Source organism: Nocardiopsis lambiniae (assembly GCF_031845465.1).
In the GTDB taxonomy this organism is placed as follows: Bacteria; Actinomycetota; Actinomycetes; order Streptosporangiales; family Streptosporangiaceae; genus Nocardiopsis; species Nocardiopsis lambiniae.
The window spans coordinates 1-17,321 of the sequence record NZ_JAVREP010000031.1 but is presented as its reverse complement, the minus strand read 5'-3'; the positions used below and the strand labels follow the sequence as shown (position 1 = coordinate 17,321).

General features: G+C 74.1%; 17 protein-coding genes. 7 read left to right on the top strand and 10 right to left on the bottom strand.

Features of this window, described 5'->3' with window-relative positions; genetic code table 11:
- Positions 1 to 47: 47 nt before the first annotated feature.
- From RM479_RS26355 to nirB, 6 genes are all read right to left on the bottom strand, one after another.
- On the bottom strand, positions 48 to 782 hold the full coding sequence (locus RM479_RS26355; RefSeq protein ID WP_311514390.1) for a septal ring lytic transglycosylase RlpA family protein: 735 nt from the start codon (positions 780 to 782) through the stop codon (positions 48 to 50).
- A gap of 272 nt (positions 783 to 1,054) precedes the next feature.
- Positions 1,055 to 2,203 carry a dual specificity protein phosphatase family protein gene (locus tag RM479_RS26350; protein ID WP_311514389.1) on the bottom strand — a complete coding sequence of 383 codons (1,149 nt, stop codon included), beginning with the start codon at positions 2,201 to 2,203 and terminating at the stop codon, positions 1,055 to 1,057.
- Positions 2,204 to 2,301: 98 nt separating this feature from the next.
- Complete coding sequence (locus tag RM479_RS26345) at positions 2,302 to 2,994, bottom strand: sirohydrochlorin chelatase (RefSeq protein ID WP_311514388.1); 693 nt, start codon at positions 2,992 to 2,994, stop codon at positions 2,302 to 2,304.
- Between the two features lie 5 nt (positions 2,995 to 2,999).
- Positions 3,000 to 4,160: a uroporphyrinogen-III synthase gene (locus RM479_RS26340; protein WP_311514387.1), complete on the bottom strand. Its 1,161-nt coding sequence runs from the start codon at positions 4,158 to 4,160 to the stop codon at positions 3,000 to 3,002.
- The gene (gene nirD / locus RM479_RS26335; RefSeq protein ID WP_311514386.1) at positions 4,157 to 4,525 is read right to left on the bottom strand and encodes a nitrite reductase small subunit NirD; all 369 of its coding nucleotides are present in this window, start codon (positions 4,523 to 4,525) and stop codon (positions 4,157 to 4,159) included. The genes RM479_RS26340 and nirD overlap by 4 nt, the downstream gene beginning before the upstream one ends.
- The gene (gene nirB, locus RM479_RS26330) at positions 4,522 to 7,029 is read right to left on the bottom strand and encodes a nitrite reductase large subunit NirB (RefSeq protein ID WP_311514385.1); all 2,508 of its coding nucleotides are present in this window, start codon (positions 7,027 to 7,029) and stop codon (positions 4,522 to 4,524) included. Before nirB ends, nirD begins: the two co-directional genes overlap by 4 nt.
- A 281-nt stretch (positions 7,030 to 7,310) precedes the next feature.
- On the opposite strand from nirB, the gene RM479_RS26325 reads away from it, so the two are divergent.
- From RM479_RS26325 to RM479_RS26310, 4 genes are all read left to right on the top strand, one after another.
- Entirely contained in the window at positions 7,311 to 8,231 is a 921-nt protein-coding gene (locus RM479_RS26325) for an ADP-ribosylglycohydrolase family protein (RefSeq protein WP_311514384.1), read from the top strand.
- Positions 8,232 to 8,371: 140 nt separating this feature from the next.
- Positions 8,372 to 8,854 carry a DUF6194 family protein gene (locus tag RM479_RS26320; protein ID WP_311514383.1) on the top strand — a complete coding sequence of 161 codons (483 nt, stop codon included), beginning with the start codon at positions 8,372 to 8,374 and terminating at the stop codon, positions 8,852 to 8,854.
- A 291-nt stretch (positions 8,855 to 9,145) separates the two neighbouring features.
- Positions 9,146 to 10,264, top strand: a complete 1,119-nt coding sequence (locus RM479_RS26315) for a hypothetical protein (RefSeq protein WP_311514382.1) — start codon at positions 9,146 to 9,148, stop codon at positions 10,262 to 10,264.
- Between the two features lie 414 nt (positions 10,265 to 10,678).
- On the top strand, positions 10,679 to 10,966 hold the full coding sequence (locus RM479_RS26310) for a hypothetical protein (protein ID WP_311514381.1): 288 nt from the start codon (positions 10,679 to 10,681) through the stop codon (positions 10,964 to 10,966).
- A 199-nt stretch (positions 10,967 to 11,165) separates the two neighbouring features.
- On the opposite strand, the gene RM479_RS26305 is transcribed toward RM479_RS26310, so the two are convergent.
- Complete coding sequence (locus RM479_RS26305; RefSeq protein ID WP_311514380.1) at positions 11,166 to 11,876, bottom strand: hypothetical protein; 711 nt, start codon at positions 11,874 to 11,876, stop codon at positions 11,166 to 11,168.
- Between the two features lie 45 nt (positions 11,877 to 11,921).
- The gene (locus RM479_RS26300) at positions 11,922 to 12,545 is read right to left on the bottom strand and encodes a helix-turn-helix domain-containing protein (RefSeq protein ID WP_311514379.1); all 624 of its coding nucleotides are present in this window, start codon (positions 12,543 to 12,545) and stop codon (positions 11,922 to 11,924) included.
- A 288-nt stretch (positions 12,546 to 12,833) separates the two neighbouring features.
- On the opposite strand from RM479_RS26300, the gene RM479_RS26295 reads away from it, so the two are divergent.
- Positions 12,834 to 13,544, top strand: a complete 711-nt coding sequence (locus RM479_RS26295; protein WP_397223225.1) for a Clp protease N-terminal domain-containing protein — start codon at positions 12,834 to 12,836, stop codon at positions 13,542 to 13,544.
- Positions 13,545 to 13,547: 3 nt separating this feature from the next.
- On the opposite strand, the gene RM479_RS26290 is transcribed toward RM479_RS26295, so the two are convergent.
- On the bottom strand, positions 13,548 to 14,327 hold the full coding sequence (locus RM479_RS26290) for a MerR family transcriptional regulator (RefSeq protein ID WP_311514378.1): 780 nt from the start codon (positions 14,325 to 14,327) through the stop codon (positions 13,548 to 13,550).
- 323 nt (positions 14,328 to 14,650) lie between these two features.
- On the opposite strand from RM479_RS26290, the gene RM479_RS26285 reads away from it, so the two are divergent.
- Positions 14,651 to 15,166 carry a GNAT family N-acetyltransferase gene (locus RM479_RS26285; protein ID WP_311514377.1) on the top strand — a complete coding sequence of 172 codons (516 nt, stop codon included), beginning with the start codon at positions 14,651 to 14,653 and terminating at the stop codon, positions 15,164 to 15,166.
- A gap of 74 nt (positions 15,167 to 15,240) precedes the next feature.
- Here RM479_RS26285 and RM479_RS26280 read toward each other — a convergent pair whose 3' ends face one another.
- Complete coding sequence (locus RM479_RS26280; RefSeq protein WP_311514376.1) at positions 15,241 to 16,614, bottom strand: FAD-binding oxidoreductase; 1,374 nt, start codon at positions 16,612 to 16,614, stop codon at positions 15,241 to 15,243.
- Positions 16,615 to 16,873: 259 nt separating this feature from the next.
- Between RM479_RS26280 and RM479_RS26275 the strand changes: the two genes are divergently transcribed.
- Entirely contained in the window at positions 16,874 to 17,284 is a 411-nt protein-coding gene (locus tag RM479_RS26275; RefSeq protein ID WP_311514375.1) for a DNA-binding protein, read from the top strand.
- Positions 17,285 to 17,321 lie beyond the last annotated feature (37 nt).

Sequence of the window (17,321 nt, the reverse complement as noted above, 5' to 3'; positions counted from 1 at the left end):
CCGCCCTCCCCAGGGGAGGACGGGGCGCCGCACGGGGTCGCGGGCGGCTACGACACGACCTGCCACCGCACCTGGCCGACGCCGGCCCCGGTGCCGATGATCTGGTCGAACGCGACCGTGGACAGGTCCAGGCAGCGTCCGGCGATGAAGGGACCGCGGTCGTTGATGCGCACGGTCACCGACTTGCCGTTGTCGGGGTTGGTGACCTGGACCATGGTGTCGAAGGGCAGGGTCTTGTGGGCGGCGGTCATCGCGTTGGGGTCGAAGGTCTCCCCGTTGGCGGTGGTGCGACCGGCGAAGTCGGCCCCGTAGTAGGAGGCCTCGCAGGTACCGCCCTCACCGGTGGGCTCACCGCCGCCACCGCCGGAGGTCCCGCCTCCGGAGGAGGACTCCGGCTCCGGTTCCGGCTCGGGCTCCTCCAAGACGTCGGAGGCGTCGACGCTGGTGGTCTGGGTGGCCCCGGCGACGGCGGTCTCGGCCCCCTGGGCGGCCTCGGCGTCGGGACCGGCGGAGCCCTCCTCCTGCGGGACGAGCGGATCGGGGTCGGCCTCGGGGACCACGATGGCGTTGCCGGCCGAGTCGGGTCCCGCGCCGGAGGTGATGACGGCGGCGGTGGCGGTGCCGCCCACGATCAGGGCCAGACCGGCGGCGCCGGCCAGGATGAGGGTGCGCTTGCGGCGTGCGCGCTTGGCGGCCACGCGCGGGCCCGCGGGTGCGGGCCCGGGGCCGGGAAGGGTGGCCCCTTCGTCGACCGGTGGGGTCTGGGGCTGGTGTTCGCCCACGTCGAAGTCCTTTGAACGGGAACAGGGCAGGGCGGGCCGCTCGGCGACCCGCGCACGGCATCGCCCATCCGGAGGGCGGGGGGTGCGCCGGGTACGCGACCCCGGTCGTCCGGGCCGTACAGGGGCCCGGTGCGGGGTCGGAGGGACCGCCGTGTGGCATCACGCGGGGTCTGAGCGCAGAGCCTAAGGGGTAACGCTGGGGTCACGGTACCGGAAAGCGGGGGTTTGTGGAACTTCTCACCGTCCCTGAGCGATGGACCGATACCCGCCCTCTAACCGGTGGTGCGCGGATCGGGCAGGTCGGCGCGGCGCGGCGGAACCCCCTCGGGGAACAGGGACCGGGCCGGATCGGGCAGATCGTGTCCGCTGAGGCGGGCGACGGCCCGGGCCAGGGAGGGGTTGTCCAGATGACCGCCGACGGTACGGATCAGCAGGGTCAGCGCGGGCAGGACCGGCGCGCCCAGCCCGGCGGCGGCGTAGCGCGCGGCCACGGCCGGGGTACGCGAGGCCCCGGCCCAGCAGTGCAGCAGGACCCGTTTGCCCTCGGCGCGCAGGGCGGCGACCGCGGCGGCGGCCTCGTCGAGGGTGAAGTGCAGGTTGGTGTTGACCTCGGGGCTGTCGTGCAACCACACCCGGATCCAGTCCACGGGCGCCAGGTGAGGGGCGTCGCTGGGGTGGGTGCGGCACAGCGACACCACGGCGTCGACGCTGTCGGGGTGGGCGCGCAGGTGGTCGATGTTGCCCAACAGGACCTGAGGGTCCAAGGGATGGGGGACGGCGAAGGGCGGCAGCCGTCGCGGTTCACCGACCAGGACCGACGCCCGGGGCCAGCGGTCGGGGCGGGCACCGTCGGCGCGGGTGAGGGCGTCGGTGACCAGGACGTGGGGGTCGACCGTCTCCGACAGGACCCGCAGAGCCTGGAGGGGGATCGCCGACAGCCCCCAGCGGGCGCCGGCCAGGGCCCCGGCGTACACGGCCGCCAGGTCGCCGGCGGTGGTGTAGGCGGCCCAGACGGTGTCCACGAGGTGGGTGCAGGCGAAGGACCCCAGGTGGGGCCGGTGGTCGGGCACCGGGGTACGGGCCAGAGCCCGCCAGGAGACGCCGAGAGGGTCCTCGGAGGGCGCGTGTTCGAGGGCGTCCGCCCGGCCGGGGGCCGCCCCGGTCCGGACCAGCGTGCGCAGCACCTCGACCCAGGCGCGTTCGAGGGGATCGGCGGACGGCTCACCGGTGCCTTCGAGGGCGGTGCGGGTCAGGTGGGCCGCGCGGGCCACGGGGGAGGGCTCCGGGGCCAGGAACCGGGTGAGCAGATCGGGGCCGGCGCCCACCAGCGCGGTGGCGGCGGCCGCGCCGCTCAAAGCGCCCATGGCGCGGTCCCGGGCGGGGGCACGGATGTCGTCGGGGGTGTGAGGGAGGGTGACCATGATCTGCCTCTCGGGCACGGGGCGGGTCCACCGGGATGTCTTCCCCGCCGGCGGGCCGCCCGCACCCGGTTGCCGCTTCCGGCCACCCCCGGCCCGACTCAGGCCGGCTGGGGGATCGCCGCCCCGTGGTAGCGGGCGGCCACCGCGTGGGCGACGGCCGCGTCCGGGCACAGGGGATCGGCGACCACATCGGCGCCGCAGTCGGCCAGACGCCGCTGGAACAGGCCCGGCGCCAACAACCACGACGCCACCGCCACCCGCCGGTGCCCCCGCGCCCGCAACTCGGTGACACGTTCGGCGACGGTGGGGCCGCACGTCGCGACGAACCCGAGGTGGACCGGGGCGCCCAGACGGGCCGCCAAGGCGTCGGCGGCGCGCTCCAGGTCGCCCATGGCGCGCGTGTCCGAGGTCCCCGCGCAGCCCAGCACCACGGCGTCGCCGGGCCGGTACCCGGCGCGGCGCAGACGGCGCACGGCCACGTCCCGCACCGCGGGGTGATCGCCCAGGGCGGGGGTGATGACGGCGTCGGCGCGCCCGGCGCGGGCGAGCTGCTCGGGAATGTCGGCGCGCACGTGGTAACCGGCGGCCAGGAACGCCGGGACCACCACCAGCGGCCCGGGGCTGTCGGCGGCGACCTCGCCGACCGTGGGGGCGAGCACGTCGGCGAAGGCCAACCGGGTGGGGACCCGCGCCAGTTCGGCCACCCGCAGCGCCAGGGAATGGGCGACGGCGGTACCGCGCGGGTCACGGGTGCCGTGCACCGCCAGCAACAGGGTGGGGTGTCTGTTCACGTCCCTCACTCGCATTCGAAGGTGTCCAGGGCCAACCGGTAACCGCGTTTGACGACCGTCTGGATGATCTTGGCGTCGCCCAGGGCGGTGCGCAGCCGCGCCACGGCGGTCTCCACCGCGTGGGCGTCGGCGTCCTCGCCCAGACAGGTCAGCAGACGGGTGCGGTCCATGACCTGGCCGGGGCGCCGGGCCAGGGCGCGCATCAGCCGCATGAGGGTGGGCGAGAGGGTGTGGACGGTGCCGTCGACCAGGACGGCGTGGCCGCGCAGCCGCAGCCGGTGCCCGGCCACCGACAGGGTGGGGAAACGGGCGGGCAGCTCCTCGGCGAGCGTGCGGACCTGGGAGCCGATGCGTGCGCGTTCGGGCCACACCGTGGGAACGTCGTGGGCCATGAGCGGGCGGGCGGTGACCGGACCCACGCACATGGCCAGCACGTCGCGGCGCAGGGCCTGCACGAGGGCGTCGGCGTGGCCGATGGTGCGCGCGCGCAGCAGGAGCCCGGCGGCGGCCGGGGCGCTGGTGAAGGTGACGGCGTCCACCCCCCCGCCCACGATGGCCTCGATGAGGCGGTCCAGGGGCGCGGTCTGCTCGGGCTGGGTCCACCGGTAGACGGGGATCTCCACGACCTCCGCGCCGGCCAGACGCAGGGCCGCGGTGAAGTCGGGCAGGGGCTCACCGTGGAGCTGGATGGCGACCCGCAGCCCCTGGACGCCGCGTTCGAGGAGGTAGTCCAGGACCTCGGCGGAGGACTCCGAGGGAGGCGACCACTCCTCGGTGAGCCCGGCGGCGCGGATGGCCCCCTTGGCCTTGGGGCCGCGCGCCAGCAGCCGTGAGGTGCGCAGGGAGCCGAGCAGACCCTCGACGGTCCCCCAGGTCTCACAGGCCTCCACCCAGCCGCGAAAGCCGATGCCGGTGGTGGCGATGACGACGTCGGCGGGACGGCGCACGAGCTCCTCGGAGACCGCCGCCAGACGCTGGTCGTCGCTCAACGGGACGATGCGCAGCGCCGGGGCGGCGATGACCTGGGCGCCCTTACGGCGCAACAGGGCCGACAACTCGTCGGCGCGGCGGGCGGCGGTGACCGCGACGGTGAACCCGGCCAGGGGCGCGATGGTGGGCGGGCCGGCGGCGCGGGCCGCCGACGTGGTCGTCGAGGCGGCGTTCACGGTGCGTCCTCCACACGGGTGTCGATGCGCACCGTGGTGCCGTCATCGTCGACCCGCCACGTGGTCAGTCGGATGTCGGGGTCCTCCAGGCTGCGCCCGGTGCGCAACGAGAAGACGTTCTTGAGCAGCGGCGAGGCGATGGTCGGTTCGCCGGCGCGGTCCCCCACGATACCGCGCGACAGGACGGCCGCCCCGGTGTAGGGGTCGATGTTGTCGACGGCGTACAGCTCTCCGCCCCGGGTGCGGAACAGCGCGGCCTGACGCCCGTCGGGCAGCAGGACGGCCACACCGTCGTCGGGGCGCAGTCTCGCGCTGGGGCAGGCGTCGATCCGGGTGGCGGCGGCCTCGGTGGCGAAGGTGGTCATCGTGCACTCTCCCGGGTGCGCAGGGCCGGCATGCCGAGCCGGACGGGTTCGGTGGGGACGGGCTGGTCGCGGGTGGTGGTGAAGGCGACGGTCGGGTCGGGGGTGTCGGGGGCGTTGGCGAAGGACTGGAACCGGGAGAGCTTGTCGGGGTCGGCCAAAACCGCGGCCCACTCGTCGGTGTAGGAGGCGACGTGGCGTTCCATGGCCTCCTCCAGTTCGGCGCCGATGCCCAGGGAGTCCTCCACCACGACCTCGCGCAGGTGATCCAGGCCCCCCTCCATGGCCTCGATCCAGGGGGCGGTGCGCTGGAGACGGTCGGCGGTGCGGATGTAGAACATCAGGAACCGGTCGATGTAGCGGATGAGGGTGGCCTCGTCCAGGTCGGAGGCGAGCAGGTCGGCGTGGCGGGGGGTGAAGCCGCCGTTGCCGCCCACGTACAGGTTCCAGCCCTGGTCGGTGGCGATGATGCCGAAGTCCTTGCTGCGGGCCTCGGCGCACTCGCGGGCGCACCCGGAGACGGCGGACTTGAGCTTGTGGGGTGAGCGCAGACCCCGGTAACGCTCCTCCAGACGGATGGCCAACCCGACCGAGTCCTGGACGCCGTAGCGGCACCAGGTGGTGCCCACGCACGACTTGACGGTGCGCAGGGACTTGCCGTAGGCGTGCCCGGACTCGAACCCGGCGTCGACCAGGCGGGTCCAGATGGCGGGCAGTTGTTCGAGGCGGGCGCCGAACAGGTCGATGCGCTGACCGCCGGTGATCTTGGTGTACAGGCCGAAGTCGCGGGCGACCTCACCGATGACGATGAGCTTGTCGGGGGTGATCTCCCCGCCCGGGATGCGCGGGACCACCGAGTAGGTGCCGTTGCGCTGCATGTTGGCCAAATGGCGGTCGTTGGTGTCCTGGAGGGTGGCCTGCTCGCCCTCCAGGATGTGGCCGTTGCCCAGGGAGGCCAGCACGGAGGCGACGGCGGGCTTGCAGATGTCGCAGCCGGCGCCGGTGCCGTGGCCGGCGATGAGGGCCGAGAAGGTGGTGATGCCGGTGGCGCGGACGATCTCCAGCAGTTCGGCCCGGGAATGGGCGAAGTGCTCGCACAGCGCCTTGGACTGGACGATGCCGGCCTTGTCCAGCAGGTTCTTGAGCATGGGCACACAGGAACCGCAACTGGTGCCGGCCCGGGTGCAGGCCTTCAGGGCGGGCACGTCGTGGGAGCCGTCGCAGATCGCCTGCGTGATGGCGCCCTTGGTGACGGCGTTGCAGGAGCAGATCTGCGCGCTGTCGGGCAGGGCGTCGGCGCCCAGGGGTTCGCCGCCCTGGGGGGTGATGAGGGCGAGCGGGTCGCCGGGCAGGGGCGAGCCGACCATGGGCCGCAGGGTGGCGTAGGCGGTGGCGTCGCCGACCAGGACGCCGCCCAGAAGGGTGGTGGCGTCGTCGGAGAGGACGAGTTTGGCGTAGCGGCCGGTGGCGGCGTCGTTGACGACGACGTCCAGACAGTTCTCGGTGCGGCCGTGCGCGTCACCGAAACTGGCCACGTCCACGCCCATGAGCTTGAGCTTGGTGGAGGTGTCGGCGCCGGTGAAGGCGGCCCCACCGCCGACGAGACGGTCGGCCAGGACCTCGGCCATGGCGTTGCCGGGGGCGATGAGCCCGTAGACGGTGCCCCGGTGGCAGGCGGCCTCGCCGATGGCGTGGACGTGGGCGTCGTCGGTGGTGCAGGTGTCGTCGATGACGATGCCGCCGCGCTCACCCACGGCCAGGCCGGCGTCGCGGGCGAGTTCGTCGCGGGGGCGGATGCCCACGGAGAAGAGGACCAGGTCGGTGTCCAGGTGGGAGCCGTCGGCCAGGCGCAGACGGGCGACGCGGCCGTCGGGGCCGGCCTCGACCGCGGTGGAGGCGGTGCCGGTGTGGATGCGCACGCCCAGGTCCGAGACCAGTCCCGCGAGCAGGGCGCCGGCGCCCTCGTCGATCTGGGCGGGCATCAGGTGCGGGGCGAGTTCGACGACGTGGGCCTCCAGCCCCAACAGGCGCAGGGCGTTGGCGGCCTCCAACCCCAGCAGGCCGCCGCCGATGACCACACCCGTGCGGGCGGTGCGGGCGTCGGCGGTGATGGCGTCCAGGTCCTCGATGGTGCGGTAGACGTGGCAGCCGGGCAGGTCGCGGCCGGGCACCGGCGGCACGAAGGGGGAGGAACCGGTGGCCAGGACCAGCCGGTCGTAGGTGAGGGTGCGGCCGGTGGAGGTGGTGACGGTCCGGGTGGCGCGGTCGATGGCGGTGGCGCGTTCGTCGACGTGGACGTCGACGGCCGGTCCGGACAGGTCGCCCAGGGACAGGTCGTCGGCGGTGGCGCCGTCGAAGTAGGAGGACAGGGCGACACGGTCGTAGGCGGTGCGAGGTTCCTCGCCCACGACGGTGATGTGCCAGTGGCCCGCTCCGTCGCGGTCGCGCAGGGCCTCGACGAGTCGGTGACCGACCATGCCGTTGCCGATGACGACGAGTTCTTCCATGGGGTGGTGGGCTCCTCCCGGTGCGGGGTGGCGGGTGGTTTCAGGCAACCGCCGGGGTGTTACCCGCGCGTTGGGCGACGGTGTCGGGAATGTTTCGTTGTGCTGTCGCCGCAGGTCGGAGAGGAGTGATGGATGCCGACCGCTCGGGAAAGACCGGGTGGGGCGTGGTGCGCGCGATACCGCGCGCCGCCGGTGGGAGGTCGGTCACACCCGCCCGGCCCCTCGGTCCGGGGACGAAGGGGCGTGGACGCGGCCCCGGGCGCCGGGGAGGATGAGGGGAGATGAACACGACCACCACCTCCGAGCGCGCCCGCCGCGCCCTGTCCAGCCTGTCCGCCCTGGCCGTGGGCGATGCCTTCGGCTCGCAGTTCTTCGTCCCCGACAACCGCCGCTTCCACCGCGGGCGCGAACTCCCGCCCGGCGTGTGGGAGTGGACCGACGACACCGAGATGGCGGCGTCGGTGTACCTGGAGGTGACCCGGTCCGGGAGGGTCGACCCGGACCGGTTGGCGGTCTCCTTCGCCGCCCGCCACGACTTCGACCGCGGGTACGGGCCGGCCACGGGACGACTGCTGCGCCTGGTGCGCGAGGGCGCCGACCACCGGCCCTTGGCGTCCGGCCTCTTCGACGGGTCGGGGTCCTGGGGCAACGGCGCGGCCATGCGGGTGGCACCGCTGGGCGCCCACCTGGCCGATGACGTGGAGGCGGTCGCCGAGCAGGCGGCGGTGAGCGCGCGGGTGACCCACACCCACCCCGAGGCGGTGGACGGCGCCGTGGCGGTCGCCGTGGCCACCGCGCTGGTGGGGCGAGGTGAGGCGGTGGCGCCGGGCCCGTTCCTGGACCGGGTCGCCGCGACGCTGCCCCCGGGAACGTTGAGGGAGGGGGTGCGCGTCGCCCGCTCCCTGTTGATCGTCTCCGACCCGGTGGGGGCGGCCCGGGAGTTGGGCAACGGGTCGCGGGTGCGGGCCCTGGACACGGTGCCGTTCGCGTTGTGGGTGGTGGCCAAGCACCTGCGGGGGACGCTGGCGTCGGCGCTGTGGGCGGCGGTCGCCCCGGGCGGGGACATGGACACCGTCGGCGCGATCGTGGGCGGTGTGCTGGGCGCGGGCGTGGTCGGCGCGGTGGACCCGGAGTGGGCCGCCCGTGTGGAGGCGCTCCCGGAGTGGGCGCTGACCCGAGGCCACCGGCGACCCGCCCCGTGACCCGTTTTGAAGGTTCTCCCCTCCCTTCTCCCGCTCTGGGGGGCGTACGCGGAGCCAGGGTTCAGAAAGGAGTTCAAGGCCACGATGGAAGGTACGGGCCACCGACCGGGGCCCGGGAACCGACCCTGAGAGGTCTTGGGATGACCCTGGACGAGATCATCGGATTCACGACGGCGCTGCCGCAGGTGGGCGTGTTGCGGGCCGGACCCGAGAACGGGGCCCCGGAGGCGGCGTGGGGGGACGTGTTCTTCTTCCACGACCCCGACGGGGACGCCTACGAGCGGCGGCGCATGCCGTTCGCGACGATCGTGGTCAAGGACCACCCCGGTTTCGACACCGCCTCGGAACTGGACCGGCCCGGGGTGTTCCGGGTCAACATCGCGGTGGGGCGGCGCCTGTTCGAGGAACTGGTGGGCCACCCTCCCGCCGCGCACCCCGAGCACGCCGCCGAGGTGGACCCCGCCGCGGCGGACCGGATCATCGGCCATCCGGTCTACGCCGCCCAGGGGTGGGTGGCGGTGGTCTGCCCGGGCGAGGCGACCTCGGCCCGGGTGCGCGAACTGCTGACGGCGGCGCGCGAGCGCGACGCGGCCCGCCACGGCGGACGGGCCCGGCGCGACTGAGTCGGTCGCGACGCGGGGGGCGCCGGCGGGCCGTGGGTCGGGGAGCGCGATCGTGGCGTTGGCGGGCGTCCCGGATGTCCTGGCGGTGCTCGGCGGCCCACCGGTCCAGCGCGGTGAGGGGTTCGAGCGGGGTGCGTCCCGATCGGTCAGGGCGTACTCCACGCGCGGGGGACGTCGGCGTGCGCGGGTCCCCCGAACGGGGGAGGCGGTTCCCCTGCGGGGGTGAGGACCGGGCGGGGCCGTGCCGACAGGCTCAAGGGAGCAGGAACGAGAGCCCTGGAGGAGCCCGCCATGAACACCCGAACATCCCCCGTACCACCCCCCGCCGCCGCCGTGCGGCCCGCACCGACGACCTGGGCCGTGCTGGCCTGGTCGGCCCTCGCCCTGGCCCTGGGCCCGGGATGGATCTTCGGCCTCCTGCCGTCGGGCGTCCCCGAGGGGGACGGATTCGGGTCCCTGTTCGGAACCTGGGGGCCGACCTGGGCCGCGTGGCTCACCCTCGCCCTGGGGCTGGTGGGCACGGTGTGCGCGGTGGTGATGACGCGCCCGGGCCGGGGCGGCCCGGCGGTGGCGTACACCGCTTGGGGTCTGTCGGCGGCCATCGTGGCGTTCTTCCTCACCGGAAGTCTGCTGGCGCTGTTCGGCTACACGATGATCATGCCGGTGGCCGCGTGGTTCGTGCCCGGCCTGGCCGGGCTGTGGATGGAGCAGGTCCTGAAGCCCGAGACCCTGACCCTGATGTTCTTCACGGTGGGAGCGGCGCTGTGGGCGGTGGCGGGACTGGCGGCCCGACGGGCCGCGAGCGCCGCCTGCCCGGACTGCGGTCGCGCACGTGACTGGACGCCGCAGGTGGAGCGCACGGTGCGGGCGCGGGCCCTGAGGGTGGGCCGCGTCGCGGTCCTCATCGCCTGCCTGAGTTCGCTGGCCTACCCCGCGCTGCGGTTCCCGTGGCTGCTGGGCATCACGCCGGGGATGGGGGCGGACTTCTCCGAGGAGTTCGCGGCCACCCCCGGGACCCTGTTCATCGGGGTGGGCCTGGGTGCGGCGGGTGCGGCGGGCACCCTGCTGATGACGGGGCTGGTCCTGCGCTGGGGCGTGCGCTTCCCGTTCTGGGCGGTGGGGCTGAGGGGACGCCGGGTGCCGATCCCCCTGGCGGTGGTGCCCGCGACGTTGGTGGCGCTCGCGCTGATCGCGATGGGTCGCAGCGTCCTGGTGCAGATCGTCCTGGGACAGGCGGGCATGCTGACCGCGTCGGACCCGCACGCGTGGGTGTTCCTGGGCATGGGGGTGTGGGGTGTGGCGCTGGCGGTGGCCACGGTGGCCTACGCGGTGCGCCGGCGCGCCGAGTGCGACACCTGTGAGCGGGGCCTGCCCGAGGTGGACCCGCGCGGCCCGCGCGCCGCCGCCTGACCCGCCGGCGGCCCCGGGCGGGGTCGGGGCCGCCCCCGCCCGGGGCCGACCCTCGGAGCGGCGACGGAATCCCGTGCGGTCGCGATCGCGCACGTGAGGGGCGGCGGGGCGGACGGATCCGGCGATGCGCCTTTGAACTGCGATGACCCTCCCTCGACGGAAGCCGGTCCGCTACCCCCCGAGCGCCTTCCGGAGAGCCCACTCGAACAAAGACGCATCAATACCCCATGCAGGGGTAGTAGGCCATAGAACAAGAAAAAATTGTTCGATTCGTGATCATCGACCGGGTTTTCCAGACCGAACACCACGCGTGTTCCGAGCCGGTCGCGCGAGATCCCGGTGCCACCGACGTCAGGTGGGGCCCGACGCGGTGCCGCGCAGGACACGGACTTCGACATCGACGAGGAGATCGACATGAGGAACCCTCTGAAGAAGGCACAACGCCTGGCGAAGTCCCCTTCGACGAAGGGGCGCTCGAAGCCCGGTAACCCCCTGTCGGGAGGCCGTACCGCTGGGCCCAAGGGCAAGGGGAACCCGCTCACGGGCCCCGGAGGCGGGAGCCGGAACCCCCTGAAGAGGCTGGCGAGCGGCAAGGACCCCTTGAAGGGCCCGGGCGACCGCACCTCCCCGGGAGGACGACGGAACCGCAAGAACCCCCTTCAGTGGCTCGGCGACCTGGGCAGGAAGCGCAAGACCCTCTGACCCCCGGGCGGGATCGGACCCGAAGGAGGGGCCGGGGCGGGCGAACCCGACAAGGGCGGTGCCCGACCCCGGGCCACGACGAAGGCCCCCGCCCGGGGGCCTTCGTCGTCCGTGCACACGGCGCGCGACCCGCCCCTGGAGGGGCGGATCCGTTCGTGCGGGGCGGCCTCGACGCCGGGGGCGCCGGTGCCCGGCGGGGTCAGCCGAGGGTGTCGTGGCGGTCGCGCCAGGCGGTGTCGGGGACCCGCTCCAGCAGATCGATGAGGGCGTCGGCCCGACCCACCACCCGTTCGGGGTCCAGTTCCCGGTCCTCCCACGACAACAGGTGGGTGCCGGCGAACCGGAACGGCACCGGCACGTCGGCACCGCGTTCGGACAGCGCGGCCCGGACCCGCTCGCCCAGCACCGCGCGGGCGAAGTCCGCGTCGTCGGTGGCGATGAGGAACCTCCCGTCGAAAACGGGATCGCCCACCTTCAGGTCGTGCGCCCCCACGGCCCCCGGATGCGGGCTCCCCGTGTCCTCGGTGCGCACCTCCACCATCGGGGAGCGCGCGGGCAGGGCCACCGCCACGATGGTGTGGACGTGCGCGGTCGTGGTGGTCCGCCGGCCGTCGTGGTGGGAGGTGTTGTAGGAGTACTCGTAGGCCATCACCCGGCGACCGCGCACCTGGGCGCACAGCACGTGCCGGGCGTGGGCGTTGGAGCGGCGTTCCACGAAGGGGTACCCCGCGAACCGGTCCACCAACTCGGGGCGTTCGCGGTCGTAGCTCCACCCCTGACGGCGCGCCCGGGCGGCCAACCTCTCACAGTGCCTGCGCTCGGGGACCGTCCCCACGACACGGAAGGCGATGACGGCGACGGCCAGAACGACCACCGCCCCCAGCACGACGGCCTCCACGACGATATCCACGGGGAACTTCCTTCCACCCAACGGCTCTTGTCAGTGAGACGACCGTCACCGCCCTTCCGGTTCCCGTTCGTTCTCCCCCCGCTTGCGAGAGGACTCGGTGGGCCGCACCCGGACATGGGCACGTTCCCCTTGCGGACCGAACAGGCCCAGGTAGGAGACCGGCCCCGGTCCGGGGTTGAAGAAACCGTGCGGGATGCGGGTGTCGAACTCGGCGACCTCCCCGGCGGTGAGGACCATGTCGTGCGGCCCCAGCAACAACCGCAGCCGCCCCTCCAGCACGTAGACCCAGTCGTGCCCCTCATGGCTGCGCTGCTCGGCCTCGACGTACCCCTTGGGCGGCGGGATGGTGATGCGAAAGGCCTGGATGCCACCGGGGTTGCGCGACAGCGGCAGGTACTCGACGCCGTCGCGGGTGAAGGGCGGGGTCCGCACCCGCGGGTCCCCCGTTCGGGCGCCGACCAGTTCGTCCAAGGGCACCCCGTGCACCTTGGCCAGCGGCAACAGCAGTTCCAGGGTGGGGCGCCGCCCGCCGGACTCCAACCGGGACAGGGTGCTCACCGAGATGCCGGTGGCCTCCGACAGCAGGGTCAGGGTGACGCCGCGTTCGCGCCGCAGCTCGCGCAGCCGCGGTCCGACCGAGGCCAGCACCGGGGCGAGTTCATCGTCCATGGGCGCCAATGTGCCACAGACCACCCCGCCCCCGAAGAACGGACGGTGGTCGGGTGGCGGGCCTGGGGTCACCGCGGGCGCCCCCAACGGCGCCGGTGCCCCTTCGGCGAGGACCGCGCGCGGCATCTCACGGGCGCGCGGTCGACGGCGGACGACGACCCCCACTGGGGATGCAAGGGGGTTGGCCGAACCCCAGTGGGGGTAGTGCGGGGTGACAGAATACCCCCATAAAAGGGCGATTCGATACCGAAGATCAACGTCTACCTGCCCGAAGACCTCGCCGACGCCGTGCGCGAGAGCGGGATCCCCGTCTCGGCCGTGTGCCAGCGCGCCCTGGAACAGGCGGTGCGCCGCCTGTTCACCGCCCGCGAGGCCGTGCGCGGCCCGATCCGAGCCGAGGACCTCGACGCCCTCCCCCTGTTCACCGCCCGCACCCGCACCGTACTGCGCCTGGCCGCCGCGCGCCGCGACCGGGACGCCCACATCACCACCGCCGACCTGCCGGCCGCCCTGGTACAGGAGGGCGACGACCGCTCCCTCCAGGTGCTGCGGGCCATGGAGATCGACCCCTCCCACATCACCCGCGCCCTCACCGGCCGGGACGCGGCCGAGCCGCCCGGCCCCAACGCCCCACCCTCCTTCAGCGTCCCCGCCACCCGCGCCCTGGAGGCCGCCCTGGGCGAGGCCACCGCCCTGGGCCACCACCACGTGGGCTGCGAACACCTGCTACTCGGCCTGGTCGCCGAGGAGGAGGGGGCGGGCGGTGACGTCCTGCGTTCCCTGGGCGCCGAGTCCCGATCCACCCGACGCGCGCTCACCGCCGCCCTGGCCGGGTACGTCCACTCACCACAGGCCGGCCCCGGGCCGGGTGCCCCGCCCGACACGCTCGACGCCCGGCCGGCACCCCTCCTGGCGCGGATCCAACGCCTGGAGGAACGGCTCGACGCCCGGGACCGAGCGGGACGGGTCGCACCGGCGGCCCCGGACGGCCGCCGGTGACGCTCAGGCCTGCTCCGGCCCCTCCGGACGGGCGAGCAGGTCCAGGTACTCCTGAAGGCGCGCCACCCCCTCGGTCAGGGTGCGCGCCCGCGCCCGCAAGGCCTCCTCCCTGCGATGGAGCGCCTCCAGCGGGCCACGGCCGCCGCCCTCCCCGCGCAACTCCTCCATCACCGGACCGATCTGTTCCAGCCCGTACCCGCTGCGCCGCAACTCCCGCACCACCCGCACGTCGCGCACCTGCTCGGGCCCGTACACCCGGTACCCCGTGCCCGCCTCGCGCACCGGCACCACCAGCCCGGCCCGCTCCCACACCCGCAACGCCGAGGGACGCACCCCCACCAGCCGCGCCACCCGACCGATCCGCAGCGCGTCCGACCCCGCCCGCGGCACCCGCACCCCCGCCAGCAGGTCCCCGGACTCACGGGCGGCCACCCCCTCCTCGGAGACGGCCGCGGCCACCACCGCCAACGCCCGAGCCGCCTCCCGCACCGCCCGACGCTGTTCGTACGCCCGCGCGTAGGCCGCCTCCACCGACTCCAGGGCCCGATCCACCCCGGCGGTGTGCAGCGTCCGCATCACCTCCCCTGCCGCGGCCACCCCCATGCCCGACGCCAGCGCCCGATAGGCCACCAACGCCGCCAGATGCCGACGACCGAACCGCCGCTGCCCCGACTCCGTCCACCGCGCCGGCGGCACCACCCCCGAGGCCTCGCAGTCGCGCACCGACTGGGTGGAGACCCCCACCGCCCGCGCCAGGTCCACCGGCCGCAACCGTTCGACCACTCCCCCGCCCCCGTCTCGAAGAACCACAACAGAGAACCCATGATCACGCAGCCGGGCCCAGGCGCCCACCCCGCGACCGCCGCCCAGGAACGGGCCCGCCGCCCGAAGTGATACCGCGACCGCACCCACCGGTGTTAGGATCCCGACCGTTCCCACGAACACGGGGCGAAACGGGAGGTGGGGTCGATGACCGTGGTGCGAACCACCATCGCGGGCGCTATCCCCCACACCCACTTCTCCCGGGTCCCCGTCCGACCGCACCCACCGCGCGCCCGAAGCGCCACCGCCGTCGGACCGGACCCCCGCTCCTCGGAGGGTTCCCCGTGAACACCACCCGCTTGTGGAACACCCGCGTCGAGACCGACGCCGACATCACCGCCGTGCACGCCCTCAACACGGCCGCCTTCGACACCCCGGCCGAGGCCGACCTCGTCGACGCCCTGCGCGCCGACCCGGCCTGGATCGACGGCCTGTCGATGGTCACCGTCACCGACGACGACACCGTCATCGGACACGCGCTCATCACCCGCTGCCACATCGGCGAGGTCCCGGCCCTGTGCCTGGCCCCCTGCGCCGTCCTGCCCGGCTACCGGCGCACCGGCGCCGGCTCTGCCGCGATCCGCGCCGTGCTGGACGCCGCCCGCGCCCGGGGCGAACGTTGCGTCACCGTCCTGGGACACCCGACCTACTACCCGCGCTTCGGGTTCGACCGCGCCTCGCGGTACGGGATCGGGCTGGGCATCGAGGTCCCCGACGAGGCCCTCATGGTCCTGTCGTTGGACCCCGACGACGTTCCGCCCGCCGGCACGATCCGCTATGCCGCACCGTTCGACATCTGAGACGGTAGGGCCCCATGGAGGTCCGACCACAGGGGGTGGGCGGGGACGTTCGCGTCCCCGCACACCCCCGACCCCTACCCGAAGACCTTGCCGGGGTTGAAGACGCCCGCCGGGTCCAGCGCGTTCTTGACCGCGCGGTGCATGTCCAGCACGTCCGGACCCAGCTCCCGGGCGGCCCCGCCCCTCTTCAACAGGCCCACGCCGTGCTCACCGGTGACCGTGCCGCCCAACGCCAGCGCCTCGTCCACGATGACCTCGAACGCCTCCTTGGCCCGCTTCTTCGCCCCCTCGTCCCCGGCCGGGACGACGAACAGCGGATGCAGGTTGCCGTCACCGGCGTGGGCGATGTTGGCGATGTGGACCCGGAGGCGGCGCCCCGTCTCCTCGATGCGCTCCAACATGCGCGGGACCAGCGCCTTGGGCACGCACACGTCCTCGGTCAGCAACGGGCCGAGCCGCTCCAGGGCCGGGTAGGCCAACCGGCGCGCGGCGAACAGGGCCTCGGCCTCCTCGGCGTCGGTGGAGCGCACCGCGTAGCCGGCGCCCTCGGCCTCGAAGCAGGCCAGGATGGCGTCGGCCTCCTGCTCCCCCACCGCGCCCGGCTGGTCGCTGCGCGCCAACAGCAGCACCTCGCCCTCCGCGGACAGACCCATGTTCTTCCACTCGTCGACGGCCTGGAGGCAGAACCGGTCGATGAGCTCCAGGGCGGAGGGGATCACCCCCGACGCGGCCACCGCCGCGACCGCCCGCCCGGCGTCGGTGAGGGAGTCGAAGTAGCCGATCACGGTGTGCTCCACACCGGAGCGCAGCGGGCGCATCCGCAGGGTCACCTCGGTGATCAGGCCCAACGTGCCCTCCGAGCCCACCATCAGCCCGGCCAGGTCGTAGCCGGTCACCCCCTTGGCGGTGCTGCGGCCCAGGCGCACCACCCGGCCCCGGCCCACCACCGCCTCCATGCCCAGCACGTAGTCGCGGGTGACCCCGTACTTGACGCAGCACAGGCCGCCGGCGTTGGTGGCGACGTTGCCGCCGATGGTCGACCAGGAGGCCGAGGCCGGGTCCGGCGGGTACCACAGGCCGTCCTCGGCGACCCGTCGCCGCAGGTCCTCGTTGACCACCCCGGGTTGGACGACGGCGCTCTGCTGAACGGGGTCGACCCTCAGCACCCGGTCCATCCGCTCGAAGGAGACCACCACCCACCCGTCGACGGCGTTGGCCGCTCCGGACAGGCCGGTCCCGGCACCGCGCCCCACCAGCGGGACGCCGTGCTCGGCGCACAGCGACACCACGGCGGCCACGTCGGCGGTGTCACGGGGGCGGACCACCGCCTCGGGCCGCCCGTGGGGGGCCCACTCGGCCTCGTCGTGGGCGTACCCCTCCATGATCTCGGGGTCGGTGACGACCTGGTCGGCGCCGATCGCGGCGACCAACCTCTCGGCGATGGACATGGTCCTCCTCGATGCGATGGGCCGGCCCCGGGGGCCGCCGCTGACCAGCACCCTAACGATCACCCCGGCGGGACCCGCCGCGCGCCCGGGAGGGAGCGGACGACGATCCCGATCACCGGTGGCACGGGCGGGGGTCTTGCGGCGGTGGTGGCCCACCCGGGCGGGCTCGGGCGATCGCGGACGGACCGCGCACCTCTTCTAAACGTTTCGTTGAAAATTTTATGTTGACAACCTCGGGTTGTCCATCGATGCTGGAGACATGACCTCGACCGGACTCACCCCGCCCGACCCCGAGCAGGCCCGCAAACGGCGCACCCATCGGGCCCTGACCCGCATCACCGAACGCCACGCCACCGGCGAGGACCGCGCCCGCTGGGAGACGCACTCCCGACCCATGGCACCCCTGGACGCCCTGCGCCGCGTCTGCGACCTGGCCGCCGGCAGCGCCATCCCCGACGAGGACCGCCCCGGTGTCGACACCGAGGACCTGATGGCCGCGCTCACCCTGCTGCCCCTGGCCCGCGCCGAATTCGACCAACTCGAACTCGGCCTGCTCCAGATGGCCAAGGGACGCGACATGACCTGGCAGGACATCGCCTTCGGCCTGGGCCTGGGCTCGGCCCAGGCCGCCCGCCAACGCCACGACCGCCTCACCCGACGCACCCCGTGACCCCGACCCGAGGACGGCGGTGGCCGCACCCCCCGGG

Excerpts from the sequence above, each read along its gene's own strand:
- RM479_RS26320 (WP_311514383.1), top strand. The coding sequence starts at position 8,372 with ATGACCCTGGACGAGATCATCGGATTCACGACGGCGCTGCCGCAGGTG.
- RM479_RS26325 (WP_311514384.1), top strand. The coding sequence starts at position 7,311 with ATGAACACGACCACCACCTCCGAGCGCGCCCGCCGCGCCCTGTCCAGC.
- RM479_RS26310 (WP_311514381.1), top strand. The coding sequence starts at position 10,679 with ATGAGGAACCCTCTGAAGAAGGCACAACGCCTGGCGAAGTCCCCTTCG.
- RM479_RS26350 (WP_311514389.1), bottom strand. The coding sequence starts at position 2,203 with ATGGTCACCCTCCCTCACACCCCCGACGACATCCGTGCCCCCGCCCGG.
- RM479_RS26300 (WP_311514379.1), bottom strand. The coding sequence starts at position 12,545 with ATGGACGATGAACTCGCCCCGGTGCTGGCCTCGGTCGGACCGCGGCTG.
- RM479_RS26280 (WP_311514376.1), bottom strand. The coding sequence starts at position 16,614 with ATGTCCATCGCCGAGAGGTTGGTCGCCGCGATCGGCGCCGACCAGGTC.
- nirB (WP_311514385.1), bottom strand. The coding sequence starts at position 7,029 with ATGGAAGAACTCGTCGTCATCGGCAACGGCATGGTCGGTCACCGACTC.
- RM479_RS26315 (WP_311514382.1), top strand. The coding sequence starts at position 9,146 with ATGAACACCCGAACATCCCCCGTACCACCCCCCGCCGCCGCCGTGCGG.
- nirD (WP_311514386.1), bottom strand. The coding sequence starts at position 4,525 with ATGACCACCTTCGCCACCGAGGCCGCCGCCACCCGGATCGACGCCTGC.
- RM479_RS26275 (WP_311514375.1), top strand. The coding sequence starts at position 16,874 with ATGACCTCGACCGGACTCACCCCGCCCGACCCCGAGCAGGCCCGCAAA.